This window comes from Streptomyces sp. 63XJN7_1_ISO-PGPR-S23-121 (assembly GCF_056173025.1).
Genome location: NZ_CM149653.1, coordinates 6,036,564 through 6,062,952, shown reverse-complemented (window position 1 = coordinate 6,062,952; position 26,389 = coordinate 6,036,564). Strand labels below are relative to the sequence as shown.

The window sequence follows — 26,389 nt, the reverse complement described above, 5'->3', positions numbered from 1 at the left end:
CGACGGGTGAGCACGCTTCCCGAGATCCGTACCCTGCCCGTGCCCGACGGCCTGGAGGGCGAGCGCGTCGACGCCGCCATCTCCCGCATGTTCGGCTTTTCCCGTACCAAGGCCGCGGAGCTCGCCGCGGCGGGCAAGGTGCAGGTCGACGGATCGGTGGTCGGCAAGTCCGAGCGGGTCCGCGGCGGCGCCTGGCTCGAGGTCGAGATGCCCCAGGCGCCCGCGCCGGTGCAGGTCGTCGCCGAGCCGGTCGAGGGCATGGAGATCGTGCACGACGACGAGGACGTGGTCGTGATCGTCAAGCCGGTGGGCGTGGCCGCCCACCCGTCGCCCGGCTGGACCGGCCCCACGGTCATCGGGGGACTGGCCGCCGCCGGATACCGCATCTCCACCTCCGGCGCCGCCGAGCGGCAGGGCATCGTGCACCGCCTCGACGTCGGCACCTCCGGCCTGATGGTGGTGGCGAAGTCGGAGCGGGCCTACACCTCGCTCAAGCGCCAGTTCAAGGAGCGCACGGTCGACAAGCGCTACCACACGCTCGTGCAGGGCCACCCCGATCCCACCAGCGGCACCATCGACGCCCCCATCGGCCGCCACCCCCAGCACGACTACAAGTGGGCCGTCACCGCCGAGGGCAAGCCCTCCGTCACGCACTACGACCTCATCGAGGCGTTCCGCGCCGCCTCCCTGCTCGACGTGAAGCTGGAGACCGGCCGCACCCACCAGATCCGCGTCCACATGGCCGCGCACCGCCACCCCTGCGTCGGCGACCTGACCTACGGCGCCGACCCGACCCTCGCCAAGCGGCTGGGCCTGACCCGCCAGTGGCTGCACGCCGTGCGGCTCGGGTTCGAGCACCCCGGCGACGGACAGTGGGTCGAGTACGCCAGCGACTACCCCGAGGACCTTCAGCAGGCCCTGGACCGCGTCCGCGAGGAGACCTACGTATGAGCACCCCGGCCTTCGAGGTGCGCGTCGCCGAGGACCCCGTCGACCGGGAGGCCTGCTTCGCGGTGCGCAAGGAGGTCTTCGTCGCCGAGCAGAACGTCCCGGAGGACATCGAGTACGACGCGTACGACGCCGGCGCCCTGCACGTGCTGGCGGTCCGGGAGGACGGCCTGCCGCTCGGCACCGGGCGGCTGCTGCACGGCGCGGCCGCCGCGGCGAAGAACGGCGACGGGGACCCGGCCGTCGGCTCCCTCGGACGGCTCGCCGTCGTCCGTGAGGCCCGTGGGCTGGGCGTCGGGGCCGCGCTGGTGCGCGCCGTCGAGGACGCGGCCCGCACGCGCGGGCTCACCGCGGTCGACCTGCATGCGCAGACGCATGCCCTGGGTTTCTACGAGCGACTGGGGTACCAGGCGTACGGACCGGAGTTCCCCGACGCGGGGATACCCCACCGCGCCATGCGCCGCGTCCTGTAGGAGCCGAGCCGCAGCGGCTGGTGGGGCCGGTCACATGGCAGGCTGGGGACCCGCCGTGTGAACGCCGAGACCCACCGGAGCGGTGACCGTGGATCAGTTGGCCCTGTTGTTCGTGCTGCTGCTGGGGGCCCTGCTGAGCGTCCCGGCCGGAGACCGGCTGGGGCTCCCGGCGCCCGTTCTGATGACGCTCCTCGGCATCGTGCTGGCACTGCTCGACTTCGTGCCCAACGTCGACATCCCACCTGAGCTCATCCTGCCCGCGCTGCTGCCGCCACTGCTGTACGCGGCCGTGCGGCGCACCTCCTGGCGGCAGTTCGCCGCCAACAAACGCCCGATCTTCCTGCTGGCCGTCGCGCTGGTGTTCGTCACCATGACCTGCGTGGCCACCGTCGCCCACGCGATCGTGCCGGGACTGCCGATCGCCGCCGCCTTCGCGCTCGGGGCGCTGGTGGCGCCGCCCGACCCCGTCGCGGCGACCGCCGTCGCGGGCCAGCTCGGGCTGCCGCGCCGCCTGGTGTCCATCCTGGAGGGCGAGGGACTCTTCAACGACGTGGCGGCCATCGTCCTCTACCACGTGGCCATCGCCGCGACCGTCAGCGGCTCCTTCTCGCCCTGGAAGGCCGGGCTCGACCTGGTGCTGTCCGCCGTCGTCGCCGTCGCGATGGGCCTCGCGCTGGGCTGGGGCGCCAACAGGCTGCTGGACCTGCTGGGGGACCCGACCCTGCAGATCGGGCTGACCCTGCTGGTGCCGTACGTGTCGTACGTGCTGGCCGAGGAGCTCCACGGCTCCGGGGTCCTCGCCGTGCTGACCACCGCCATGTTCCTCGCCGAGTACGCGGTCGGCGCCGACGACGTGATGACCCGGCTCACCGGGCACACGGTCTGGGACGTCGTCGACACCCTCGTCACGGGAGTGGCCTTCGGGCTGATCGGGCTGGAGCTGCACAACGCCGTCCGCACCGCCTCCGGGCGGTGGCCCGAGCTGCTGGGCTGGGCGGGCGCGGTCACCGCGGTGGTGATCCTCGTCCGGCTGGCGTGGCTGCTGCCGGCCACCTGGCTGACCCAGCGGCTGCACGCCCGCCGCGACCACGACGAGGACATCCCGACGAGCTGGCGGGAGACCGTCGTCATGTGGTGGTCCGGGATGCGCGGCGTCGCCTCGGTGGCGCTGGCGCTGGCGATCCCGCTGGAGACCGACGCCGGGTCCCCCTTCCCGAAGCGGGAGGAGATCGTCTTCATCGCCTTCGGGGTGATCATGGTGACGCTGCTGCTCCAGGGCCTCACGCTGCCGTGGCTGGTCAACCGGCTGGGGGTGCGCTCGGACACCGAGCGCGAGAAGGAGTACGAGAAGGCGCTCGCCGTGCGCGCGGCGAAGGCGGCGAAGCAGCGGCTCAGGGAGATCGAGGCGGTCGAGGACCTCCCGGAGGAGCTGTCCGAGCAGATGCTGCGCCGCGCCTTCGACATCGGCATCCGGATCAGCCCGGACATCGGGGACGAGGAGCGGCGCGAGGCGCAGCTTCAGCGGGCCCGCCGACTGAAGCGGATCCGCCGGATCCAGGGCGAGATGCTCAGCGCCGCGCGCCACGAGGTGCTGGCGGCACGCAGCGAACCGGGAGCCGACCCGGAGATCGTCGACCGGGTGCTGCGCCACCTGGACGTGCGCAGCCTGCGCTGAGCGCTCCGCACGGCGCGCTTCGGGTCACAGGGACTTGCGCGACTGGTGCGGGAAGCGGCGGGTCTCCCCGTCCGGCGCCTGCCGGGCGGGGGGGAAGCCGTCGCGGCCGGGGATCCGGTCCGCGTCCGCCGTGTTGACGCGGGGCAGGGCGTACGGGTGCTCGTCGGCCAGCCACCGGATCATCCGCTCGCGCACCTCGACCCGTACCGTCCAGATGTCGTCCGCGTCCTTGGCCGTGACCAGGGCCCGGACCTGCATGGTGTTGGGGGTGGTGTCCGTGACGGTCAGGTTGTAGGCCCGTCCGTCCCACGCCGGGCAGCCGCGAAGGATGTCCCGCAGCCGCTCGCGCATCGCGTCCAGCGGGGCCGTGTGGTCGAGGTGCCAGTAGACGACGCCGGTCATCTGGGGGGTGCCCCGGGACCAGTTCTCGAACGGCTTGGAGGTGAAGTACGACACCGGCATGGTGATCCGGCGCTCGTCCCAGGTGCGCACGGTCAGGAAGGTCAGCGTGATCTCCTCGACGGTGCCCCACTCGCCGTTCACCACGACCGTGTCGCCCAGGCGCACCATGTCGCCGAAGGCGATCTGGAGCCCCGCGAACAGGTTGCCCAGCGTGGACTGCGCGGCGATGCCGGCCACGATGCCGAGGACACCGGCGGAGGCCAGCAGCGAGGTGCCCGCCGTGCGCATCGCCGGGAACGTCAGCAGCATCGACGAGACGGCGACGACACCGACGACCGCGGAGACGACCCGCATGATCAGCGACACCTGGGTGCGCACCCGCCGCACCCGGGCCGGGTCTCGCTGGGCGTGGGCCTGGGCGTAGCGGGAGTACGACGTCTCGACGACGGCCGCGGCGATCCGGATCACCAGCCAGGCCGCCGAGCCGATCAGTACCAGCGTCAGCGTCCGGCCGACCCCCACCCGGTGCTCCGGGAACACCTGCGCCTCGACGTACGTCCCTCTCAGCAGCGCCGCGCACAGCACGACCTGGTACGGGATGCGGGCGCGGCGCAGCAGCCCCCACAGGGGCGTCTCCGGGTGCCGTTCGTCGGCCTTGCGCAGCAGCAGGTCGGTGGCCCATCCGATGACCAGCGTCAGCAGGACGGAGCCGCCGACCACGATCAGTGGGCGGAGTATGGTCTCCATCCCTCGAACGTAACCGGCCCGCCCGGGCATGAACCTGTGACTTGTGTCCCGCGCCGGGTGCCTCCGCCCGCCGAGCCGTCCCGCCCGGCTGGCACCATGGCCTCATGGACATCGTGCTCTTTCACTCGACCCACGGCCCGAGGCCCGCGGTGCGGCAGGCGGCCGGCCGGCTGCGCGACGCCGGGCACCGGGTATGGACCCCGGACCTCTTCGAGGGACGGACGTTCGACACGGTCGAGGAGGGCATGGAGTACCAGGAGCGGGTCGGCAGGGAGGAGCTGCTGAAGCGGGCCGTGCTGGCCGCGGCGCCCTACTCCGAGCGCGGGCTGGTGTACGCCGGGTTCTCGCTCGGCGCCTCCATCGCCCAGACCCTCGCCCTCGGCGACCACCGGGCGCGCGGACTGCTGCTCCTGCACGGCACCTCGGACATCGCAGCCAACGCCTCGGTGGACGACCTGCCGGTGCAGCTGCACGTCGCCGAGCCGGACCCCTTCGAGACGGACGACTGGCTCAGCGCCTGGTACCTCCAGATGGGCCGGGCCGGCGCCGACGTCGAGGTCTACCGGTACGCCGGGGCCGGTCACCTCTACACCGACCCCGGGCTGCCGGACTACGACGAGGAGGCGGCCGAGGCCACCTGGCGGGTGGCGCTCGGCTTCCTGGACTCGCTCCGGCGGGAGGACGCCCCTCAGACGGGGGAGTAGGCCCGCTCGACCCGCTGCGTGCCGCTGCGCGTGCGGTAGGACCGCGCCCACTTCGACCCTGCCTGCGGATCGGTGCGGTCGGAGACGACGTAGTAGTCCATCTGGGCGCGCTCGGCGGTGACGTCCAGCACGCCGTAGCCGTGCCGGTCGGTGTCGACCCAGTGGACGTGCCGGTTGGCCGCCCGGATGACCGGCGCGGCGACCGCGGACACGGTGCCCTCGGGGACCTTGAGGATGTCGTCCAGGTTGTCGGAGGTCACCGAGGTGACGACGAACTCCGTCGCCGCCGAGTCGGACAGCGGGTAGGTGCCGGCGTTGTGGGGCACGTCGTTGGCCCAGGCCATGTGGATGTCGCCGGTCAGGAACACGGTGTTGCGGATCGCGTTGGCACGCAGGTGGGCCAGCAGTTCGCGGCGGTCGTCCGTGTAGCCGTCCCACTGGTCGGTGTTGAGGGCCAGCCCCTCCTTCGGCAGGCCGAGGAGTTCGGCGAGCGGCTTCAGCAGCTCGGCGGGGAGCGCGCCGATCGCGAACGGCGACATCATCACCGGGTTGCCGACCAGGCGCCAGGCGGCGTCGGAGGACTTCAGGCCGGCCTTGAGCCAGTCGAGCTGGGCGCGGCCGGTGAGGGTGCGGTCCGGGTCGTCGACGTCGCCGTTGCCGATGGCGGTCTGCTGCGAGCGGAACGAGCGCAGGTCCAGGAGCGAGAGGTCGACGAGCCTGCCGAAGCGCAGCCGGCGGTAGGTGGTGCCGGCGATCGCCGGGCGGACCGGCATCCACTCGAAGTACGCCTGCTTCGCGGCGGCCTGACGTGCCGTCCAGCTGCCCTCGGCGCCCTCGGTGTGGTTCTCGGCGCCGCCCGACCAGGTGTCGTTGGCGAACTCGTGGTCGTCCCAGATGGCCACGACCGGGGCGGCGGCGTGCAGCGCCCGCAGGTCGGGGTCGGTCTTGTAGCGGGCGTGCCGGACGCGGTAGTCGGCGAGGGTGACGATCTCGTGGGTGGGCGCGTGCTGCCGTACGACGGTGTCGCGGGTGCCGTACTCGCCGGTGCCGTACTCGTAGATGTAGTCGCCCAGGTGCAGCCAGGCGTCGAGGTCTCCGCGCGCCGCGAGATGGCGGTACGCGGAGAAGTGGCCGGCTTCCCAGTTGGCGCAGGACACGACGCCGAAGCGCAGGCCGGTGACGGCCGCGTCGGCCGCGGGGGCGGTGCGGGTGCGGGCGACGGGGGAGTCGGTGGGGCCGGCGGAGAAGCGGTACCAGTAGTCCGTGGCGGGGGCGAGGCCGCGGATGTCCGCCTTGACCGTGTGGTCGGAGGCCGCGGTCGCGGTGACGGACCCCTTGGCGACGATGTTCGTGAACGCCTTGTCGGTGGCGACGGCCCAGCTCACCTCGGTGTCCGGGCCGGCACCCGAACCGGGCACGGCCTCGGGGGTCGGCGTCACCCGGGTCCACAGCAGGACGCCGTCGGGCAGCGGATCGCCGGAGGCGACGCCGTGCAGGAAGGCCGGGGCGGCATCGGCGGCGCCGGCGGGCAGCGCCGCGGCGAGCGGCGCCGCGAGGACGGCTCCGGCGGCCGCGGCCTTGACGACCGCACGGCGGCTGGGGGCGCGGGAGGCGGAGCGCCCGGCGGACGACGGGAGGGTCTCTTCGGACGATCTGTGTCGACTGGTCACGGCCGATCAGGTTACTGATCGGTATGGCCCCGAGTGGGCGAACTCGAAAAAGTTCGCCCACTCGTCGCCTACTTGATCACTTGGTGACGCCCGCGTCCTTGAGCGCCTTCTGCCAGTCGGCGGCCGTGCCCGGGTTCTCGATCACCTTGTCGTTGATCTTGATGGTCGGGGTCGACCGGACACCGTCGGAGTCGTCGAAGGACTTGCTCATGCGCATCGCCCACGCGTCGTAGGTGCCCTTCTTCACGTCGTCCTGGAACTTCTTGTTGTTCTTCAGGGCGTCGACCGTGTCGGCCACCTTGATCAGGTAGTCGTCCTTGGCGAAGTCGTCGGTCGTTTCCGCGGGGTGGTACTCGGAGGAGTACAGCGCGGTCTTGTAGTCGATGAACGCGTCCGTGCCGACGTTCAGCGCGGCACCGAGCGCGCTGAGGGCGTTCTTGGAGCCCTCTCCGCTGAGGTTGCCGTCGAGGAAGGTGCCGATCGTGAAGGAGAGCTTGTAGTCGCCGTCCTTCATGCCCTTGTTGATGGTCTCGCCGAGGTTCTGCTCGAGGGAGGCGCAGGCCGGGCAGCGCGGGTCCTCGTAGAGGTGGATCACGTTGTCGGACTTGGAGTCGCCGGCGACGATCGTGGTGCCGTCCTTGCCCGAGGTGTGGGCCGGCGCCACCACCTCGGCCTCTGCGGCCTTCTCCCAGCCGGTGGGCTTGCTGCTCTGCACGACGGCGTAGCTGATGCCGCCGGCTATGGCCAGCACGCCGACGATGGAGCAGGCCACGATGACCTGCCGCTTGACCTTGTCGCGCTTGGCCTGGCGCTCGCGCTCCTCGCGCAGGCGCTCACGGGCCGCCGTCTTCGCCGCCTGGGCGTTCCGCTTGCTCATGGTGAAGTTCTCTCCGGGGACGCGCACACGGGTGTGTGCGGGATGCGTACGGGGGCTGCCGGTGCTCGGTGGGTGACCGGGAGGTCACACGAGCGCGGGCGAGCACGGAGGTCCGCGCCGTCCCAGGGAGTGCGTGAGGATCCGCTCGCGGGCGCCGGCGGTGCGCCGGACCGCGGGGGCGGGGCGGCGCACCGCCGGCGCCCGCCGGACGGTCACGGCCGCGACGGCGAGCAGCAGGGGCCGGAAGGTCGTCGCCGTCACCGCGCTCAGCAACTGGGCCAGCGCGCGCTCTCCGCGCCGCAGCCAGGCCGCCGCGATCAGGCCGACGCCCACGTGCGCGCCCAGCAGCAGCCAGGCGGTCGCGGGGTCGGCGTGGGCCAGGGTGGCCGCCAGCCGGTCGCCGTCGGCGCCGGTGACCCGGGTCAGCGGGGCGGCGACACCCGCCCGGACCCCCATGCCGTCGCCGCACAGCACGTCGAAGCCCACGGAACGCAGGGGGCCGGCGACGGGGCCGCCCGCCCTGCCGTAGCAGACGTGCTGGCCCGTGGTGAAGACCGTGTCGGCGGCCAGCTCCAGCGGGATCAGCAGGGCGGCGATCCGCCCGAAGCCGCGCTCGCGCCGCCCGGCCAGGGCGTACGCGATCAGGAAGACGGCGGCCGCGACGGCGGCCACCGTGGGCAGCGGAAGCGGCACCCCGGACAACAGCACGTGCGACGCGGTGCTGAGCGTCACGACGAGGGCCGTGAACAGCGCCGCGCGCACGGCTCTGAGCGGGGTTCCGGATATGTCCATAGCGAGAGAAGAGTCTGTCATGAGGGCCGGTAAGAGCCCCCTAAAGGGTCCCTGTGAGGAGGGCGGCGGTCACAGACCCGGGATCCGGCCGTTGCGGAAGAGGTCGACGAAGGTCTGGTGGTCGGCGCGGGCGCGTGCCCCGTAGGTGTGGGCGAAGTCGACCAGCAGGGGCGCGAAGCCCTCCTCGTCGGCCGCGATCGCCGCGTCGATGGCCCGCTCGGTGGAGAAGGGCACCAGGGACTCCCCGGACTGGTCGTCCGCCGCCGCGTGCATCGCGGCCGTGGCCCGGCCCAGGTCGGCGACGACCTCGGCGATCTCCTCGGGGTCGTCGATGTCGCCCCAGTCCAGGTCGACCGCGTACGGCGAGACCTCGGCGACCAGCTGTCCGGCGCCGTCCAGCTCGGTCCAGCCCAGCCACGGGTCGGCGTGCGCCTGGAGGGCACGCTGGGAGATCACCGTGCGGTGGCCCTCGTGCTGGAAGTAGTCCCGGATCGCCTGGTCGGTGACGTGCCGGGAGACCGCCGGGGTCTGGGCCTGCTTGACGTAGATCACGACGTCGTTCTCCAGGGCGTCGCTGTTGCCCTCGAGGAGGATGTTGTACGACGGCAGACCGGCGGAGCCGATGCCGATGCCCCGGCGGCCGACGACGTCCTTCACGCGGTAGGAGTCCGGGCGGGTCAGCGACGACTCCGGGAGCGTCTCCAGATAGCCGTCGAAGGCGGCCAGCACCTTGTACCGCGTGGCCGCGTCCAGCTCGACGGAGCCGCCGCCGGCGGCGAAGCGGCGCTCGAAGTCGCGGATCTCCGTCATCGACTCCAGCAGCCCGAACCGGGTCAGCGAACGGGCGAGGCGCAGCGCGCCCAGCAGCGGGCCCTCCGCGGTGTCCAGCGTGAACGGCGGTACCTCGTCGCTCTTGGCCCCCGTGGCCAGCGAGTGGATCCGCTCGCGGTAGGCGCCCGCGTACACCCGCACCAGCTCGGTGATCTGCTCGTCGCCGAGCGCCTTCGCGTACCCGATCAGCGCGACGGAGGCCGCGAAGCGCTTGAGGTCCCAGGTGAAGGGGCCGACGTAGGCCTCGTCGAAGTCGTTGACGTTGAAGATCAGGCGGCCGGTGGAGTCCATGTACGTGCCGAAGTTCTCCGCGTGCAGGTCGCCGTGGATCCACACCCGGGAGGTCCGCTCGTCCAGGTAGGGGCCGCTGTACGTCCTCCCGCCGTCCCGCGCCGCGTTCCCTCCGCCGCTCTCCGCGTCCAGGTCGTGGTAGAAGAGGCACGCCGTGCCCCGGTAGAAGGCGAAGGCCGAGGCCGCCATCTTGCGGAACTTCACCCGGAACGCGGCCGGGTCGGCGGCCAGGAGCTCGCCGAACGCGGTGTCGAAGACGGCGAGGATCTCCTCGCCGCGGTGCTCGTCGCTGAGCTGCGAAACCGACATCGCTGGGTGCCTCCTGGTACGGGTGGTGCGTGGCGGGCGGAGCGGAAAACTCCACTCGGACCAACGTTCGAGGGCGCACGGGAGTGCCCGCGGCCCGGGGCCGGCCCGACGCGCGGGGCCCCGCACGAAGGTACGCGGCCGGAGCCCCGGAGTGTCAGTCCCGGGGCATAGACTTCGACGCTGACCCCCCGGACTGACCGCAGCCCGTCGCCCATTGTTTTCCCAGGAGGCCGCACGTGTCCAAGCCGCCGTTCACGCACCTGCACGTCCACACCCAGTACTCGCTGCTGGACGGTGCCGCGCGGCTGAAGGACATGTTCGACGCGTGCAACGAGATGGGCATGACGCACATCGCCATGTCCGACCACGGCAACCTGCACGGGGCGTACGACTTCTTCCACTCCGCGAAGAAGGCCGGGATCACCCCGATCATCGGCATCGAGGCCTATGTCGCCCCCGAGTCGCGCCGCAACAAGCGCAAGATCCAGTGGGGCCAGCCGCACCAGAAGCGGGACGACGTCTCCGGTTCCGGCGGCTACACCCACAAGACGATGTGGGCGACGAACAAGACGGGGCTGCACAACCTCTTCCGCCTCTCCTCCGACGCGTACGCCGAGGGCTGGCTGCAGAAGTGGCCCCGGATGGACAAGGAGACCATCTCCCAGTGGTCCGAGGGGATCGTCGCCTCCACCGGCTGCCCCTCCGGCGAGGTGCAGACCCGGCTCCGCCTCGGCCACTTCGACGAGGCCCTCAAGGCCGCCGCCGACTACCAGGACATCTTCGGCAAGGACCGCTACTTCCTGGAGCTGATGGACCACGGCATCGACATCGAGCACCGGGTCCGCGACGGCCTGCTGGAGATCGGCAGGAAGCTCGGCATCCCGCCGCTGGTGACGAACGACTCGCACTACACCTACGCGCACGAGGCGACCGCCCACGACGCCCTGCTGTGCATCCAGACCGGCAAGAACCTCTCCGACCCGGACCGCTTCCGCTTCGACGGCACCGGCTACTACCTGAAGTCCACGGACGAGATGTACGCCATCGACTCCTCGGACGCCTGGCAGGAGGGCTGTGCCAACACGCTCCTGGTCGCGGAGATGATCGACACCGACGGCATGTTCGAGAAGCGCGACCTCATGCCGAAGTTCGACATCCCCGAGGGCTACACCGAGATCACCTGGTTCCAGGAGGAGGTCCGCCGCGGCATGGAGCGCCGCTTCCCCGGCGGCGTCCCCGAGGACCGCCAGAAGCAGGCCGAGTACGAGATGGACGTCATCATCCAGATGGGGTTCCCGGGCTACTTCCTCGTGGTCGCCGACTTCATCATGTGGGCCAAGAACCAGGGCATCGCCGTCGGCCCCGGCCGAGGCTCCGCGGCCGGCTCGATCGTGGCGTACGCGATGGGCATCACCGACCTCGACCCGATCCCGCACGGCCTGATCTTCGAGCGGTTCCTCAACCCCGAGCGCGTCTCCATGCCCGACGTCGACATCGACTTCGACGAGCGCCGGCGCGTCGAGGTGATCCGGTACGTGACGGAGAAGTACGGCGCCGACAAGGTCGCCATGATCGGCACCTACGGCAAGATCAAGGCGAAGAACGCCATCAAGGACTCCGCGCGCGTACTGGGCTACCCGTACGCGATGGGCGACCGGCTCACCAAGGCCATGCCCGCCGACGTCCTCGGCAAGGGCATCGACCTCAACGGCATCACGGACCCGACGCACCCGCGGTACAGCGAGGCCGGCGAGATCCGCTCGATGTACGAGAACGAGCCGGACGTGAAGAAGGTCATCGACACCGCCAAGGGCGTCGAGGGCCTGGTCCGGCAGATGGGCGTGCACGCCGCCGGCGTGATCATGTCCAGCGAGCCCATCGTCGACCACGCCCCCATCTGGGTGCGGCACACCGACGGCGTGACCATCACGCAGTGGGACTACCCGCAGTGCGAGTCGCTCGGCCTGCTGAAGATGGACTTCCTCGGCCTGCGCAACCTCACGATCATGGACGACGCCGTCAAGATGGTGAAGTCCAACAAGGGCGTCGAGCTCGACCTGCTGTCGCTGCCGCTGGACGATCCCAAGACCTTCGAACTGCTCCAGCGCGGCGACACCCTGGGCGTGTTCCAGTTCGACGGCGGCCCGATGCGCTCCCTGCTGCGGCTGATGAAGCCCGACAACTTCGAGGACATCTCCGCCGTCTCCGCGCTGTACCGGCCCGGTCCCATGGGCATGGACTCGCACACCAACTACGCGCTGCGCAAGAACGGCCTCCAGGAGATCACGCCGATCCACAAGGAGCTGGAGGAACCCCTCCAGGAGGTCCTGTCGGTCACCTACGGCCTGATCGTCTACCAGGAGCAGGTGCAGAAGGCCGCCCAGATCATCGCGGGCTACTCGCTCGGCGAGGCCGACATCCTGCGCCGCGTGATGGGCAAGAAGAAGCCCGACGAGCTGGCGAAGAACTTCGTCCTCTTCCAGGCCGGCGCCAGGAAGAACGGCTACAGCGACGAGGCGATCCAGGCACTGTGGGACGTGCTGGTCCCCTTCGCCGGCTACGCCTTCAACAAGGCGCACTCGGCCGCGTACGGACTGGTCTCGTACTGGACCGGATACCTGAAGGCGAACTACCCGGCCGAGTACATGGCCGCGCTGCTCACCTCGGTCAAGGACGACAAGGACAAGTCGGCCGTCTACCTGAACGAGTGTCGGCGGATGGGCATCAAGGTGCTGCCGCCCAACGTCAACGAGTCGATGTCGAACTTCGCCGCGCAGGGCGACGACGTGATCCTCTTCGGCCTCTCCGCCGTGCGCAACGTGGGCACCAACGTCGTGGAATCGATCATCAGGTGCCGCAAGGCCAAGGGGAAGTACGAGTCCTTCCCCGACTACCTGGACAAGGTGGAGGCGGTCGTCTGCAACAAGCGGACGACGGAGTCGCTGATCAAGGCCGGCGCCTTCGACGAGATGGGGCACACCCGCAAGGGCCTGACCGCGCAGTACGAACCGATGATCGACAACGTGGTCGCGGTCAAGCGCAAGGAGGCCGAGGGCCAGTTCGACCTCTTCGGCGGCATGGGCGAGGAGCAGAGCGACGAACCCGGCTTCGGACTCGACGTCACCTTCGGCGACGAGGAGTGGGACAAGACCTACCTGCTCGCCCAGGAGCGGGAGATGCTCGGTCTGTACGTCTCCGACCACCCGCTCTTCGGCCTGGAGCACGTGCTGTCCGACAAGGCCGACGCGGGCATCTCCCAGCTCACCGGCGGCGACTTCGGCGACGGGGCGGTCGTCACCATCGGCGGCATCATCTCCGGTCTCCAGCGCAAGATGACCAAGCAGGGCAACGCCTGGGCCATCGCCACCGTCGAGGACCTGGCCGGCTCCATCGAGTGCATGTTCTTCCCCGCGACCTACCAACTGGTGTCCACCCAACTCGTCGAGGACGCCGTGGTGTTCGTCAAGGGCCGCCTCGACAAGCGGGAGGACGTGCCGCGGCTGGTCGCGATGGAGCTGATGATCCCGGACCTGTCCAACGCGGGCGCCAACGCACCCGTGGTCCTCACCATCCCGGCGACCCGGGTCACGCCGCCGATGGTCAGCCGCCTCGGGGAGATCCTCACGCACCACCGGGGCGACAGCGAGGTGCGGATCAAGCTCCAGGGGCCGACGAAGACCACGGTGCTGCGCCTGGACCGGCACCGGGTGAAGCCCGACCCGGCGCTGTTCGGCGACCTGAAGGTGCTGCTCGGCCCGTCCTGCCTGGCGGGCTGACCGAGGAGAGCGGCGAAGGGGCGCACCCGGTACCGGGTGCGCCCCTTCGGGTCACGGCGGGCGCGACGGCCCGTGCGCCGGACGTCAGTTGTGGCCGAAGCGCTTCTGCCGCTTGCGGGAGGCCAGGTCGCCTGACGGCATCTGCGGGGCGTGCTGCTCCTCGCGGTCCAGCACGGCCGCCTCGGCGGCCTGCGGGGCACGGGCGGACTGGGACTGCTTACGTTCACGGTTGTTCTTGTTCTTGGCCATGGTGATCTACCTCCTGAGGGGGATCTGTCGGGCCAGGTTCCGCATCAGATTCACATAGACTGAAAAAGAACGCATATCGGGTAATTACCGTGCGTGACGCGGCTCGTCGGGCGGCGGGCCGCCGAAACGCCACGCCGAAGATCGAGTTCGGGCCGTTAACCTCCGCGCCGTCGGGCAGACTCGAAGGAAGCCCGAAGCAAACCTCCCGGAAAGAGGGTGGACCGCGTGGACCGCTGCATCGTCCTGGTGGACGCCGGGTACCTGCTGGGGGCGGCCGCGAGTCTCCTCGCCGGGGAGCCCTCGCGCTCGCGCATCACCGTCGACCACGCCGCCCTCGTCCAGGGGTTGCGCGACCGCGCCGAGTCCGACACGCAGCAGCCCCTGCTGCGCATCTACTGGTTCGACGGCGCCCCCGACCGCGTCCCGCAGCCCGAACACCGCCGGCTGCGCGTGATGCCCCGGGTCACCGTGCGGCTCGGAGCCCTCACGCGCAGTGACGGCCGCTGGGCACAGAAGGGCGTGGACGCGGCCATGCACGCCGAGCTGACCGAGCTGGCCCGCAACCGGGCCTGTTCCGACGTCGTCCTGGTGACCGGCGACGGTGACCTGCTGCCCGGCATGATGGCCGCCAAGGAGCACGGCGTCGCCGTCCACCTGTGGGCCGTGCAGGCCGCCGACGGCGACTACAACCAGTCCGAGGACCTGGTCGCCGAGGCCGACGAGCGCCGCGTGCTGGACCGTGCCTGGATCACCAAGGCGGTGCGGGCCAAGGAGGTCGGCGGCATCTGCGCCCCGCCCCCCGTGCCCCGGCCCGAGATCGCCGCGATCCTGTCCGCGCCGCTGCCCGAGTCCGCCCTGTCCGCCGCGGCCGAACGGCCCGCCCCGGAGCCGGAGCACCCCACGGCTGACTCCGCCGCGCGCAACGGGACCGAGGAGCGCCCGGCGCCGGCCCGGGGCGTGCCCACCCCCAAGGACCTGGCCGCCCTTCGCGCCCCCGGAGCCCAGCCCGCCGCCCACCCGCCGACCGCCACCCTGCGCTGGTCCTCCGACAAGGGCTGGGTCGACCGGCCCGCCGCCGAGCAGGCCGAGGCCGTCTCCCTGCCGACCCTGGCCCAGCTCACCACGGCCGAGCAGCGCTGGGCCGACCGCGAGGAGGACATCACCACGGTCGGCGGCGACCCCTACGAGGTCGGGCAGGTCTTCGCCCGCCGCTGGGTGGAACGCCTCGGTGACCACGGCCACCTGCAGAAGCTGTCGGGTATGTACCCCCGCATCCCGCACCGGGTCGACGGGGAGCTGCTGCGGTACGCCGCGCGCTTCGGGCTGCTGGCCCACAAGGACGACCAGATCGACGAGCACGACCGGTACGCGATCAGGGCCGGGTTCTGGCGGGAGGTCGACGTGCGGACCGCCACCGAGCGTGCTCCCGCCGGGGAGTGACGCCCTGGCCGAATTGATGCTTATGGGCGGACCCCGGGACGAGGCGGGGTTCACGACCACGTACTCTCGTCCTTTGTGAATACGCGCGCGCCCCAGGCACTTCGACCCGGTGGCGATGCCGTGTGCGTGGCGCGCGGACTGACCAAGACCTATGCGGCGGTACGCGGCCGGCGCGGCGTTCCCGCCGCCCCCGAGGTCCGGGCCACCGACGACGTGACGCTGGAGATCCGCCGCGGTGAGATCTTCGGGCTGCTCGGGCCGAACGGCGCGGGCAAGTCCACCCTGGTCCGCCAGCTCACCGGCCTGATGCGGCCCGACGGCGGCAGCGTGGAGATCCTCGGCCACGACATCGTGCGCCACCCCGAGCGGGCGGCGCGCATCCTCGCCTACCTCGGTCAGGAGTCCAGCGCCCTGGACGAGCTGACCGTCTCCCTCGCCGCCGAGACCACCGGGCGGCTGCGCGGCCTGGACGCCGCCGACGCGCGCGCCGAACGGGACGCCGTCCTCGACGAACTGGGCCTGACCCCCATCGCCTCGCGCCCGCTCAAGAAGCTCTCCGGCGGACAGCGGCGCCTGGCCTGTTTCGCCGCCGCCCTGGTGGGGGAGCGCCCGCTGCTCGTCCTGGACGAGCCGACCACCGGCATGGACCCGGTGGCACGGCGCGCGGTCTGGGCCGCCGTCGACCGACGGCGGGCCGAGCGCGGCACGACCGTGCTGCTCGTCACCCACAACGTCATCGAGGCCGAGACCGTCCTCGACCGGGTCGCCGTCCTCGACCGCGGCCGCGTGATCGCCTGCGACACCCCGGCCGGGCTCAAGGAGCAGGTGGCCGGCGAGGTCCGCGTAGACCTGGTGTGGCGGGAGAGTGCACCGCTGGGCGTGCCCGAGGTCGCCGCGCTGCGGGACCGGGCCGCCGAGTCCGGACGCCGCTGGACGCTGCGGCTCGCCCCGGAGGAGGCCCGCACGGTCGTCGCCACCGTCACCGGCGGGGCCGCGTTCGCCGCGCTGGACGACTTCACCCTGGCCACGCCCAGCCTGGAGGACGTGTATCTGGCGCTGGGCGGCGCCGCACGGCAGGGGCTGGTCAGGACGTGAACCCGCGAGCGACGGGACCGCGCGCCGCCGCCTCCGTACCGGACGGGGCGAGCGCCTGCGTGAGGACCCGCTAAGTGCAGACTGGCTCAGCGACGAGTGGTGAAGGGGAGCAGCACGACGTGAGTGTCGTACCCGCCGAAGTCCTGCCCGACGGTGCCGTGGTCCCCGAGGAGCGGGGCACCGCACCGCTCGGGCCCCGGGCGCGGCTGTGGCCCTCCCTGGCGGCCGTGTACCGGGCGCAGCTGTCCCGGGCGCGGGTCGCGCGGATCCCGCTGCTGTTCGTGGCCACGTTCCAGTCGGTCGGCATCATGATCCTCATGCGTGGCGTCGTGGACGGCGGCGGCGAGGCGCAGGCCGTGGTCGCCGGGTCGTCGGTGCTCGTCGTGGCCTTCGTCGCGCTGAACCTCCTGGCCCAGTACTTCGGCCAGCTGCGCGCGAGCGGCGGCCTCGACCACTACGCGACGCTGCCCGTGCCGCCGGCCGCGGTGGTGCTGGGCGCGGCGGGCGCGTACGCGTCCTTCACCGTGCCAGGGACCGTGGTGACGGCGGTGGCCGGATGCCTGCTGTTCGGGCTGCCGATGACGCACCTGTGGGTGCTGGTGGCCGTGATTCCGCTGGCGGGCGCCGCGCTCGCCGGGCTGGGCGCGGCGCTGGGCCTGCTCGCGCCCCGGCCCGAGCTCGCCACCCTGCTGGGCCAGCTCGGCATGTCGGCGGCGCTGCTGCTGGGCGTGCTGCCCGCCGAGCGGATGCCGGAGGCGGTCCGGCTGGCCCGCGACCTGCTGCCCTCGACGTACGGCGTGGAGGCCTTCGCGCGCACCTTCGGGCCGCATCCCGACTGGGCCTTCGTCCTCGGCGACCTCGCGGTGTGCGCGTCGGTCGGCGTGATCTCGCTGGCCGTCGCCACCTGGGCGTACCGCCGGGCCGCCGTCCGGTGACGCGGCGCACAGCCGCGTTTGGCACGATGGCGGGGTGACCGCACCTCTGACTCCCCCTCCGCCGCCGAACGAGCACTCGTCGTCCCCGGACGGGCCGGTGCCTCCGCCCGTGGGCGCGCATGCGGTGGGCACCGCGTACGACCACCACGGCGAACAGGACGGCCCCGGGATGCTGACCGAAGTGCGGCAGGCGGCCGTGACCCTGGTGGTGGTGGCCCTCTCCGGCGCCCTGCTGGGCGTGCTGTGGTGGTGGCTGGCACCGAGCGTGCCGCTGGTCGGTGACCTGGTGGACGGCAACTGGGTGGTCTACCTGAAGGACTCCGAGGGCGAGCAGGCGATCGGCGTCGACGGCACGTTCACGCTGCTCGCGCTCGGGTTCGGCGTGCTCAGCGCGCTGGTCGTCTTCCTGCTGCGGCGGCGCGGGGGCGTGCCGCTGGTGGTGGCGCTGGGCGTCGGCGCCTTCCTCGGCTCGCTGCTGGCCTGGAAGGTCGGGGTGTGGCTGGGCCCCGGACAGGACGTGATCGCCCACGCGCGGGAGGTGGGCAGGGGCACGACCTTCCCGGCGCCGCTGAAGCTGGGCGCGAAGGGGGCGTGGCTGGCCTGGCCGTTCGCCGCGCTCGCGGTGCACCTCGGGCTGACGGGCCTGTTCGGCCCCCGGGACCCCGACCCGTACGCCCAGCAGCCGTACCCGCCGCAGTACCCGCAGGGGTCCCACGGCGGCAAGTCCGCGTAGGGCCCCTGTCCCGCGTAGGGCCCCTGTCCCGTGCCGTCGCGCCGGGCGCCGGCCGTGGTGCCAGGTACGACGGCCGGACGCGACGTCCCCCCGGCCGGTCAGGCGCGGCCGATGGGGGCGAGGACCGCGGCCGTCAGCTTCGCCAGGTCGGCGGGGGACAGCTCGACCTCCAGGCCGCGGCGGCCCGCCGACACGCAGATCGTCGCGTGGCCGGAGGCCGACGCGTCCAGGACCGTCGGAAGCCGCTTGCGCTGGCCGAGGGGGGAGATACCGCCCCGCACGTAGCCCGTGGTGCGCTCCGCCAGGGCCGGGTCGGCCATCGCCGCCCGTTTGCCGCCGACCGCGGACGCCAGCGCCTTCAGGTCCAGCTGGCCCGCCACCGGGACCACCGCGACCGTCAGCGCGCCGTCGACGTCCGCCACCAGCGTCTTGAAGACGCGCTCCGGCGCCACCCCCATCGCCTCGGCGGCCTCCTCGCCGTAGGACGGATGGGCCGGGTCGTGGTCGTAGGCGTGGACCGCGTACGTCACCCCGGCCGCCGTGAGGGCCACCGTCGCGGGCGTTCCCCCCGGCTGCTGCTGCTTCTTCGACTTCTTCGCCATCCGGGCCAGTACCTCAGTTGGAACTCGTCGGGCCGCGCGTCAGGTCGGACGCCGGCAGGGACGGCAGCGTACGGATGATCGCGGTCTCGGTGCGAAGGAGCTTCAGCTCGTCGCGCAGCCTGGACGCGGTGTCCGGTGCCTGGAGCAGCCGCTGCTTGGTCGGTGTGTCCAGCATCATCGCGGCGGCGACCAGGTACGAGACCACGCCCGGTTCGTCCGGCAGGTCCGCGCCCGTCGCCAGGGAGCGCTCGCGGGCCCCCGCCAGCCGCTTCTGGTACTGGCGGAACGACCGCAGCACGCCCTCGGCCAGCGCTCCCGCCTCGTCTCCGGGTTCCTCGGACAGCGGCTCGAGTTCGGCCGTCAGGAACGGTCCCGAGGCGTCCACCGACAGCACGCGCACCCGGTTCGTACCGGTCGCCAGCACCTCGAAGGTGCCGTCGGCCCGCTCCCGGATCGTGGCGGCGTCCGCGATGCAGGCCACCTTGTGGAAGGCCCTGGCCGGGTCGGCGCCGAAGCCGGCCGCGGGCCCGCGCTCGGGCGCGGCCGTCGGGTCGGGCATGCCGGGGGCGCTGGGCGCGACCTCGTGGCCGTCGCGGATCGCCACGACGGCGAATCGGCGCGGTTCTTCCTCGGAGGTCTTCAGCAACTCGCGCATCATGGCGCGATAGCGCTCCTCGAAGACGTTGAGCGGGAGCACCAGCCCCGGGAACAGCACCGTGTTCAGGGGGAAGAGGGGGAGCCGGACGGTGGTCACGACGCAGAAGCCTAATGGGCGCCGGGGCGGACGCGACCGCCGTGCCCACTTCGTGGATGGCGCGAACCCGCCGTCACCGCCGTGACCGCACCGCCGCGCGGACGTTTCCGCGCACCTGGAGGAACCGGCCGAGCGGGTCGTCCGCGTCCCGGTCCCACGGGAAGGACGTGACGTACGGGCCGGTCAGCCGCAGCTGTTCCGCCGCGTCCCGCGTGCGCTCCAGGCGCACCAGGACGTACGTCAGCAGGTTGCGCAGCTCCGCCGGCCAGGGGTCCGCCGCGGGGTGCGCGGCCGAGAGGGCGATCGCGCGGTCGGCCGCTTCGTCGAGCCGGGCCCGGCCCACGCCGGGCACGGGGTCGTGTCCGGGTGCCCGTACCGCGCCGCCGGGGGCCACCAGGCAGGCGAAGACCGCCCGCAGCGGCAGCGCCCGTACGAGTGCGTCCTCGGGGGCGTCCTGCGCGGCCGTCTCGGCGAAGTCGAGGCACTCGCGGTGGGCGCGGGGCGAGGCGGCCGCCAGGTACTCCAGGGCGGCGACGTGGCAGCCGTAGTGGTGCGGGGAACGGCGGACCGCCTGCTCCCACAGCCGTTCGAACTCGGCGTGGTCCGCGTGCGAGCCCCGGGCGGCGTCCAGCGCGACGTGCCACGGCACCGGGTCGGGCCCGCCGTCGTCGGTGGCCGCCGTGACCGCCGGGCCCGCCTGGGGCAGGAGTTCGGCGCGGGCCGGTGAGTCCCAGCAGCGGTCCACGGCCAGCCGGGCGCGGACCAGCAGGGCGCCGGGGTCGTCCGGGGCGGCGCCGTGCCAGCGCTCGAGCCATTCGGAGCGGGAGCGGGCGAAGGCGGCCAGGCCGGTCGCGTAGCGGTCACGGTGCTCCCACTCCGCGTTCTTCCGGGTGCCGGCGAGCAGGCCGGCCGCGGGCCCGTACTCGCCGCGCGCCGCGGCGACCAGGGCGGGGGCGAGGCGGTCGTCGGGGGCGTCGAGGAGCACGTCGGCCCCGTCGTCGTCGGTCGGTGCGGCGGCGGGCCGCGACGTACGGAGGAACGCGCGCAGCATGGCCAGTACGACGGCCCACGGTGCGCGATGGTTGTGCGCCGGGCGGCCCCGGCTTCGCCTTCGGCCCGCGGGTCCACCCGCCCGGACCACACGCCCCGTCCGCCTGTGCGGATGACGCCGTCGTGCGCGGGTGGCTCCCGCGGGGCGCACGCGCCGTGTCCTGCGCGCCCGCGCCCCGTGCGTGCCCGTGCCCGTGCCCGTCCGTACCGGGCGTGGCGGCGTGCCGTGGCCGTGGGCGTGGCTTCCCGGGTGCCGCCTGCGCCCACCCGTGCCGCCCCTGGGGGTACCTCCCAGGCCGTTCAGGCACTGGGGGAGGCACGACTGCCCGCAGGCTGTGGTCCGGCCGCTGGGACGCCACGTCCGAGGCGGGCCGTGGACCCGTGGGCGGGGCGGGGGCGGCGGGGTCAGTGGCGGCGCAGCAGTCGGGTCGCGCCGGCCGCGACCGTCGTGGCGAGGATCCAGCCGAGCAGGATCATCGCCGTCGCCAGCCACTGCCAGCCGCCGCGCAGCTGCCAGTAGCCCACCTGGCCCAGGTCGATGACCGGCAGCAGCAGGTCGAGGGCGAACAGGGCCGGGTTCCAGTCGGGATGCTCGCCGCTCTTCAGCGGCGGATGGTCGGTGCGCGAGAAGGCGAACGAGCCCGCCGCCCACAGCACCGCCATCCACACCGCGGCCCGTCCCGGCCGGTAGCCGTAGGCCACCGTCCAGTCCTGCGCGTACCCCACCAGCTTCGCGGCGAGCGGCAGGCTCTCGCGGCGCCGGCGGTGCTTGGCGAGCAGCACCTCGCGGGCGTCCTCGTCCTCGCCGCCGGCCCGCAGCACGGCGGCGAGGCGCTCGTACGGCTCCGGGTGGTACTCGGCGGTCGCGGCGCCCACCCACCGCAGCCGCTTCTCCAGCGGGAACGGCCCCCGCGGCACCAGGTTCTCGTAGGAGAAACCGCCCATCTGCAGCCGGCCGGGGCCCGGCCAGCTGGCCGCCCGGTCCATCAGGTTGACCACCCGGGCCCCCGACAGCACCACCCGCCCCCGCGCCGGCCGCTCCCCGAGGAACCGCAGCTCGGGCGTCTGCACCCGGCGCAGCGACAGCTCCTGGTCGTCGGTGAAGGTGAACCGGGCGTGCTCGAAGTCGACGGCGTCGCCGAACCGCCCGTCGTCCAGCCGCACCCCGCCCTCGCACTCGAACCGCTGGATCCGCGTCCCCTGCGCCGGAGTGGTGCCCGGCACCATCGGGCTGCCCAGGCCCGCCGGCGTCAGGTACAGGGTGCGCTCCACCGCCAGCCGCGGGGCGTTCAGCGCGTGCCGCGTGTACGGGTTGAGCAGCCGGGCGCCGCGCAGGCTCAGCGAGACCCCGACCTGGGCGCTGCGCAGGCTCACCTCGCCGTACGACTCCAGCATCTCGGCCTGCAGGTCCTGGCCGACGGTCATGCCGTCCGCGGCGATGGAACGGCCGCTGCGGTCCCGGTGCACGACGGCCTGGCTCAGCAGCAGGTCGGTGCCTATCTGGGCGTCGGTGAGCCGGATCCCGCCCGGAATCCGGCAGCGCGGCAGGTGCAGGTCGCCCTCGGTGTGCAGCCGGGCCGCCTCCAGCCGCGGCACGGAGCAGTCCACCAGCCGCAGGGTCGTGAAGCGGGTCTCGGGCAGCAGGACCTCCCGCTCGAAGCGGCAGCCCCGAAGCTCGACGTACGGCACCACCGTGCCGCCCGCCAGGTCCATCCGGTCGCTGATCCGCACCCCCACGAGCTGCAGCGAGGACACACGGCCCGCGAGCGCCGGCGGACCGTCGAGGAGCAGCCAGCACACGATGCGGGCCCGCACGGTCCGCTCGGGGCCCCAGGGCTGCCCGCCGTGCGGATCGTCCACGAGCGCGTCCCCGCTGCTGAGGTCGTACACGCTGCCGTTGCGGAAGGCCTGCCACATGCCCGCCTCCGCGGCGGTCAGGTCGTCCGGCAGCTCTCCGTCACGGCGGCCGTCCCCTCCGGTCATGTCGCTTCACTCCCTCCCCGGCTACTCGCGGGTCACACACGCTTCGTACAACCGTTCATGCCCGCTGGGTGATGCCCCGAACACTCAAAGTGAGGATGATTCGCCGGTTCCGCGGCCGGCCGTGACGAGCGGTCGCTTTCTGTATCAGCCATTGATACGCGCGAACGGGCTCCGACGCGGGTCTGAGAGAATTGGTTCCGTGATCTCCCGAATCGATCTGCGCGGCGACGCCCTCCCCGAGGGCCCCGCCCTGCGCGACCTGCTGCCCCGAGCCGACTTCGACGTCTCGGCCGCCCTGGAGAAGGTGCGTCCGATCTGCGAGGCCGTGCATCATCGTGGCGACGCGGCGCTGATCGACTTCGCCGAGCAGTTCGACGGCGTCCGGCTCGACCAGGTGCGGGTCCCGGCCGCCGCGCTCACGCGCGCGCTCGACGAGCTCGACCCGGCCGTGCGCGCGGCCCTCGAGGAGTCCGTCCGCCGCGCCCGGCTCGTCCACCGCGCGCAGCGCCGTACGACCCACACCACCCAGGTGGTGCCCGGTGGCACGGTCACCGAGAAGTGGGTGCCGGTCGACCGGGTCGGTCTGTACGCGCCCGGTGGCCGCTCCGTCTATCCGTCGTCCGTGGTCATGAACGTCGTGCCCGCGCAGGAGGCCGGCGTCGGGTCGATCGCGCTCGCCTCGCCCGCGCAGGCCGAGTTCGGGGGGCTGCCCCACCCGACGATCCTCGCCGCCTGCGCCCTGCTCGGCGTCGACGAGGTGTACGCGGCCGGCGGCGCCACCGCCGTCGCGATGTTCGCGTACGGCACCGAGTCCTGCCCGCCCGCCAACATGGTCACCGGCCCCGGCAACATCTGGGTCGCCGCCGCCAAGCGGTACTTCACCGGCCGGATCGGCATCGACGCCGAGGCCGGCCCGACCGAGATCGCGGTCCTCGCGGACGCCACGGCCGACCCGGCGCACGTCGCCTCCGACCTGATCAGCCAGGCCGAGCACGACCCGCTGGCGGCCGCCGTCCTCGTCACCGACTCCCCGGAGCTGGCCGACGCGGTCGAGCGGGAGCTGGAGCCGCAGGTCGCGGCCACCAAGCACGTCGACGACCGGATCGTCCCCGCGCTCAAGGGCCGCCAGTCCGCGATCGTGCTGGTCGACGGCATCGACGAGGGCCTGCGGGTGGTCGACGCGTACGGCGCCGAGCACCTGGAGATCCAGACCGCCGACGCCGCTGCCGTCGCCGATCGCGTGCGGAACGCCGGCGCCGTCTTCGTCGGCCCCTGGGCGCCGGTCTCCCTCGGCGACTACGCGGCCGGCTCCAACCACGTCCTGCCCACCGGTGGCTGCGCCTGCCACTCCTCGGGCCTGTCGGTCCAGTCCTTCCTGCGCGGCATCCACGTCGTCGACTACACGCGGGACGCGCTGGCCGAGGTCGCGCACCACGTGGTGACGCTGGCGGAGGCGGAGGACCTGCCCGCGCACGGCGCGGCGATCAAGGCGCGTTTCGCCGGAGGCGAACAGAACGGGCACAGTGAGTGGAAGGTCCCCGAGAGCAAGTGACGTTCGGAATCGACGATCTCCCCGTACGGGACGAGCTGCGCGGCAAGTCCCCCTACGGCGCCCCCCAGCTGGACGTGCCCGTACGGCTGAACACCAACGAGAACCCCTACCCGCTGCCCGAGGAACTGGTCGAGCGGATCACCGAGCGGGTCCGCGAGGCCGCCCGCCACCTCAACCGCTACCCCGACCGGGACGCGGTCGAGCTGCGCACCGGGCTGGCCGAGTACCTGACGCGGACCTCCGGACACCCCCTCGACGTGAGCAACGTCTGGGCGGCCAACGGTTCCAACGAGGTCATCCAGCAGCTGCTGCAGACCTTCGGCGGACCCGGCCGCACGGCGATCGGCTTCGAGCCGTCGTACTCGATGCACGGGCTCATCGCCCGCGGCACCGGCACGGGCTGGATCTCCGGCCCGCGCCGCGACGACTTCACCATCGACGTGCCGGCCGCCGAGAAGGCCGTCGCCGAGCACCGCCCGGACGTCGTGTTCATCACGACCCCCAACAACCCCACCGGCAACGCGGTCCCGGCCGAGACGGTCCTCGCCCTGTACGAGGCCGCGCAGGCGGTGAAGCCGACCATGGTGGTCGTGGACGAGGCCTACGTCGAGTTCAGCCACGGTGCCTCGCTGCTGCCGCTGCTCGACGGACGGCCGCACCTCGTGATCTCCCGCACGATGTCGAAGGCGTTCGGCGCGGCGGGCCTGCGCCTCGGCTACCTCGCCGCGCACCCGGCCGTCGTGGACGCCGTGCAGCTCGTCCGGCTGCCGTACCACCTCTCGGCCGTGACCCAGGCGACCGCGCTGGCTGCCCTGGAGCACACGGACACGCTGCTGAAGTACGTCGAGCAGCTGAAGGCCGAGCGGGACCGGCTCGTCACCGAACTGCGCGCGACCGGCTACGCGGTGACCGAGTCCGACGCGAACTTCGTCCAGTTCGGGCGGTTCGCGGACGCGCACGCCACCTGGCGGAAGATCCTCGACCGGGGCGTCCTGGTCCGGGACAACGGCGTACCGGGGTGGCTGCGGGTCACCGCCGGCACCCCGGAGGAGAACGACGCGTTCCTCGCTGCGGTACGCGACCTCAAGGAACAGGAGCAGAGCGGATGAGCCGCGTCGGGCGCGTGGAGCGCACCACCAAGGAGACGTCGGTCCTCGTCGAGATCGACCTCGACGGCACCGGCAGGACCGACATCGCCACCGGCGTCGGTTTCTACGACCACATGCTCGACCAGCTCGGCCGGCACGGTCTGTTCGACCTGACCGTGAAGACCGACGGCGACCTGCACATCGACTCCCACCACACCATCGAGGACACCGCCCTAGCCCTGGGCGCCGCCTTCAGGCAGGCCCTCGGCGACAAGGTGGGCATCTACCGCTTCGGCAACTGCACGGTCCCGCTGGACGAGTCCCTCGCCCAGGTCACCGTCGACCTGTCCGGCCGCCCCTACCTCGTGCACACCGAGCCCGAGAAGATGGCGCCGATGATCGGCGAGTACGACACCACGATGACCCGGCACATCCTGGAGTCCTTCGTCGCGCAGGCGCAGATCGCGCTGCACGTGCACGTCCCCTACGGGCGCAACGCGCACCACATCGTGGAGTGCCAGTTCAAGGCGCTCGCCCGGGCCCTGCGCTACGCCTCCGAGCGCGACGCGCGTGCGGCCGGCATCCTCCCCTCCACGAAGGGCGCACTGTGAACGGGTCCTCGACCGCGCTGATCTTCGTCGGCCTGATCCTGGTCGGCGGCATCATCTCCTTCGTCAAGCAGAAGATGCCCACGCAGCTCATCGTCCTGCTGTCCGTCGGCGCCGCGATGTGCCTCGTCGCGGGCGTCATGAGGCTGGAGGTGTGGAATTGACCGCTCCCGCCAAGCGGGTCGTCGTCTTCGACTACGGCTTCGGCAACGTCCGCTCCGCCGAGCGCGCCCTCGCGCGCGCGGGCGCCGACGTCGAGATCACCCGTGACTTCGACAAGGCGATGAACGCGGACGGGCTGCTCGTCCCCGGCGTCGGTGCCTTCGCCGCCTGCATGGAGGGCCTGCGGGCCGCCCGCGGCGACTGGATCGTGGACCGCCGGCTGTCCGGCGGGCGCCCCGTGATGGGCATCTGCGTCGGCATGCAGATCCTCTTCACGCGCGGCATCGAGCACGGCGTCGAGGCCGAGGGCCTGGACGAGTGGCCCGGCACGGTCGGCCCCGTGCGGGCCGACGTCGTGCCCCACATGGGCTGGAACACGGTCGAGGCACCCGCCGACTCCCAGCTCTTCGCCGGCCTGGACGCGGACGCCCGGTTCTACTTCGTGCACTCCTACGCCGTCCACGACTGGTCGCTGGAGTCGCACAACCCGCTGATCGCCGCGCCCAGGGTCACCTGGTCCACCCACGGCAAGCCCTTCGTGGCGGCCGTGGAGAACGGCGCCCTGTGGGCCACCCAGTTCCACCCCGAGAAGTCCGGCGACGCCGGAGCCCAGCTCCTCACCAACTGGATCGAGACCCTGTAG

24 protein-coding genes are annotated in these 26,389 nt (G+C 72.5%); 14 read left to right on the top strand and 10 right to left on the bottom strand.

Annotated elements, in window-relative coordinates; all coding sequences use genetic code 11:
- Positions 1–6: 6 nt before the first annotated feature.
- The 3 genes from AC0VYN_RS27095 to AC0VYN_RS27085 all read left to right on the top strand — a co-directional run bounded on the left by AC0VYN_RS27095 (position 7) and on the right by AC0VYN_RS27085 (position 3,096).
- Positions 7–951: an RluA family pseudouridine synthase gene (locus AC0VYN_RS27095; RefSeq protein ID WP_385471365.1), complete on the top strand. Its 945-nt coding sequence runs from the start codon at positions 7–9 to the stop codon at positions 949–951.
- Positions 948–1,421: a GNAT family N-acetyltransferase gene (locus AC0VYN_RS27090; protein WP_475533068.1), complete on the top strand. Its 474-nt coding sequence runs from the start codon at positions 948–950 to the stop codon at positions 1,419–1,421. The genes AC0VYN_RS27095 and AC0VYN_RS27090 overlap by 4 nt, the downstream gene beginning before the upstream one ends.
- Before the next feature lie 88 nt (positions 1,422–1,509).
- A complete protein-coding gene (locus tag AC0VYN_RS27085) occupies positions 1,510–3,096 on the top strand; it encodes a Na+/H+ antiporter (RefSeq protein ID WP_475533067.1) in 1,587 nt (528 codons plus the stop codon).
- Positions 3,097–3,120: 24 nt separating this feature from the next.
- On the opposite strand, the gene AC0VYN_RS27080 is transcribed toward AC0VYN_RS27085, so the two are convergent.
- Complete coding sequence (locus tag AC0VYN_RS27080; RefSeq protein WP_475533066.1) at positions 3,121–4,245, bottom strand: mechanosensitive ion channel family protein; 1,125 nt, start codon at positions 4,243–4,245, stop codon at positions 3,121–3,123.
- A gap of 104 nt (positions 4,246–4,349) precedes the next feature.
- Here AC0VYN_RS27080 and AC0VYN_RS27075 point away from each other — a divergent pair, with 104 nt between their 5' ends.
- Positions 4,350–4,949 (top strand): dienelactone hydrolase family protein, encoded by a 600-nt coding sequence (locus AC0VYN_RS27075; RefSeq protein WP_475533065.1) that lies wholly within the window; start codon positions 4,350–4,352, stop codon positions 4,947–4,949.
- Here AC0VYN_RS27075 and AC0VYN_RS27070 read toward each other — a convergent pair.
- From AC0VYN_RS27070 to AC0VYN_RS27055, 4 genes are all read right to left on the bottom strand, one after another.
- On the bottom strand, positions 4,934–6,619 hold the full coding sequence (locus tag AC0VYN_RS27070; protein WP_475533064.1) for an alkaline phosphatase D family protein: 1,686 nt from the start codon (positions 6,617–6,619) through the stop codon (positions 4,934–4,936). The two genes, AC0VYN_RS27075 and AC0VYN_RS27070, sit on opposite strands and share 16 nt — an antisense overlap.
- Positions 6,620–6,695: 76 nt before the next feature.
- Positions 6,696–7,496 (bottom strand): DsbA family protein, encoded by an 801-nt coding sequence (locus tag AC0VYN_RS27065; protein WP_475533063.1) that lies wholly within the window; start codon positions 7,494–7,496, stop codon positions 6,696–6,698.
- Between the two features lie 84 nt (positions 7,497–7,580).
- Positions 7,581–8,288, bottom strand: coding sequence for a hypothetical protein (locus tag AC0VYN_RS27060; protein ID WP_475533062.1), 708 nt, complete (start codon positions 8,286–8,288; stop codon positions 7,581–7,583).
- Between the two features lie 69 nt (positions 8,289–8,357).
- A complete protein-coding gene (locus AC0VYN_RS27055; protein ID WP_386925124.1) occupies positions 8,358–9,719 on the bottom strand; it encodes a DUF2252 domain-containing protein in 1,362 nt (453 codons plus the stop codon).
- Between the two features lie 236 nt (positions 9,720–9,955).
- Between AC0VYN_RS27055 and dnaE the strand changes: the two genes are divergently transcribed.
- A complete protein-coding gene (gene dnaE, locus AC0VYN_RS27050; protein ID WP_475533061.1) occupies positions 9,956–13,495 on the top strand; it encodes a DNA polymerase III subunit alpha in 3,540 nt (1,179 codons plus the stop codon).
- 84 nt (positions 13,496–13,579) lie between these two features.
- On the opposite strand, the gene AC0VYN_RS27045 is transcribed toward dnaE, so the two are convergent.
- Positions 13,580–13,744, bottom strand: a complete 165-nt coding sequence (locus tag AC0VYN_RS27045; protein ID WP_451685446.1) for a hypothetical protein — start codon at positions 13,742–13,744, stop codon at positions 13,580–13,582.
- A 225-nt stretch (positions 13,745–13,969) separates the two neighbouring features.
- On the opposite strand from AC0VYN_RS27045, the gene AC0VYN_RS27040 reads away from it, so the two are divergent.
- The 4 genes from AC0VYN_RS27040 to AC0VYN_RS27025 all read left to right on the top strand — a co-directional run bounded on the left by AC0VYN_RS27040 (position 13,970) and on the right by AC0VYN_RS27025 (position 17,947).
- Entirely contained in the window at positions 13,970–15,184 is a 1,215-nt protein-coding gene (locus AC0VYN_RS27040; protein WP_385467749.1) for an NYN domain-containing protein, read from the top strand.
- Between the two features lie 120 nt (positions 15,185–15,304).
- Positions 15,305–16,279, top strand: coding sequence for an ABC transporter ATP-binding protein (locus tag AC0VYN_RS27035; protein WP_386925132.1), 975 nt, complete (start codon positions 15,305–15,307; stop codon positions 16,277–16,279).
- A gap of 119 nt (positions 16,280–16,398) precedes the next feature.
- Complete coding sequence (locus AC0VYN_RS27030) at positions 16,399–17,214, top strand: ABC transporter permease (protein ID WP_475533060.1); 816 nt, start codon at positions 16,399–16,401, stop codon at positions 17,212–17,214.
- Between the two features lie 34 nt (positions 17,215–17,248).
- Entirely contained in the window at positions 17,249–17,947 is a 699-nt protein-coding gene (locus tag AC0VYN_RS27025) for an AAA family ATPase (protein WP_475533059.1), read from the top strand.
- Positions 17,948–18,045: 98 nt separating this feature from the next.
- Here the strand turns inward: AC0VYN_RS27025 and ybaK are convergent, their stop codons facing one another.
- From ybaK to AC0VYN_RS27005, 4 genes are all read right to left on the bottom strand, one after another.
- A complete protein-coding gene (gene ybaK, locus AC0VYN_RS27020) occupies positions 18,046–18,549 on the bottom strand; it encodes a Cys-tRNA(Pro) deacylase (RefSeq protein ID WP_475533058.1) in 504 nt (167 codons plus the stop codon).
- 13 nt (positions 18,550–18,562) lie between these two features.
- Positions 18,563–19,303: an LON peptidase substrate-binding domain-containing protein gene (locus AC0VYN_RS27015; protein WP_475533057.1), complete on the bottom strand. Its 741-nt coding sequence runs from the start codon at positions 19,301–19,303 to the stop codon at positions 18,563–18,565.
- Between the two features lie 73 nt (positions 19,304–19,376).
- A complete protein-coding gene (locus AC0VYN_RS27010; RefSeq protein WP_475533056.1) occupies positions 19,377–20,354 on the bottom strand; it encodes a hypothetical protein in 978 nt (325 codons plus the stop codon).
- Positions 20,355–20,758: 404 nt separating this feature from the next.
- Positions 20,759–22,336: an oxidoreductase gene (locus AC0VYN_RS27005; RefSeq protein WP_475533055.1), complete on the bottom strand. Its 1,578-nt coding sequence runs from the start codon at positions 22,334–22,336 to the stop codon at positions 20,759–20,761.
- A 199-nt stretch (positions 22,337–22,535) separates the two neighbouring features.
- Between AC0VYN_RS27005 and hisD the strand changes: the two genes are divergently transcribed.
- The 5 genes from hisD to hisH are packed head-to-tail and all read left to right on the top strand — an operon-like array spanning position 22,536 to position 26,389.
- On the top strand, positions 22,536–23,888 hold the full coding sequence (gene hisD / locus AC0VYN_RS27000) for a histidinol dehydrogenase (RefSeq protein ID WP_475533054.1): 1,353 nt from the start codon (positions 22,536–22,538) through the stop codon (positions 23,886–23,888).
- Entirely contained in the window at positions 23,885–24,997 is a 1,113-nt protein-coding gene (locus AC0VYN_RS26995; RefSeq protein WP_475533053.1) for a histidinol-phosphate transaminase, read from the top strand. Before hisD ends, AC0VYN_RS26995 begins: the two co-directional genes overlap by 4 nt.
- The gene (gene hisB / locus AC0VYN_RS26990; RefSeq protein ID WP_386925117.1) at positions 24,994–25,587 is read left to right on the top strand and encodes an imidazoleglycerol-phosphate dehydratase HisB; all 594 of its coding nucleotides are present in this window, start codon (positions 24,994–24,996) and stop codon (positions 25,585–25,587) included. Before AC0VYN_RS26995 ends, hisB begins: the two co-directional genes overlap by 4 nt.
- On the top strand, positions 25,584–25,748 hold the full coding sequence (locus tag AC0VYN_RS26985) for a hypothetical protein (RefSeq protein ID WP_385467722.1): 165 nt from the start codon (positions 25,584–25,586) through the stop codon (positions 25,746–25,748). Before hisB ends, AC0VYN_RS26985 begins: the two co-directional genes overlap by 4 nt.
- On the top strand, positions 25,745–26,389 hold the full coding sequence (hisH, locus tag AC0VYN_RS26980; protein WP_475533052.1) for an imidazole glycerol phosphate synthase subunit HisH: 645 nt from the start codon (positions 25,745–25,747) through the stop codon (positions 26,387–26,389). The genes AC0VYN_RS26985 and hisH overlap by 4 nt, the downstream gene beginning before the upstream one ends.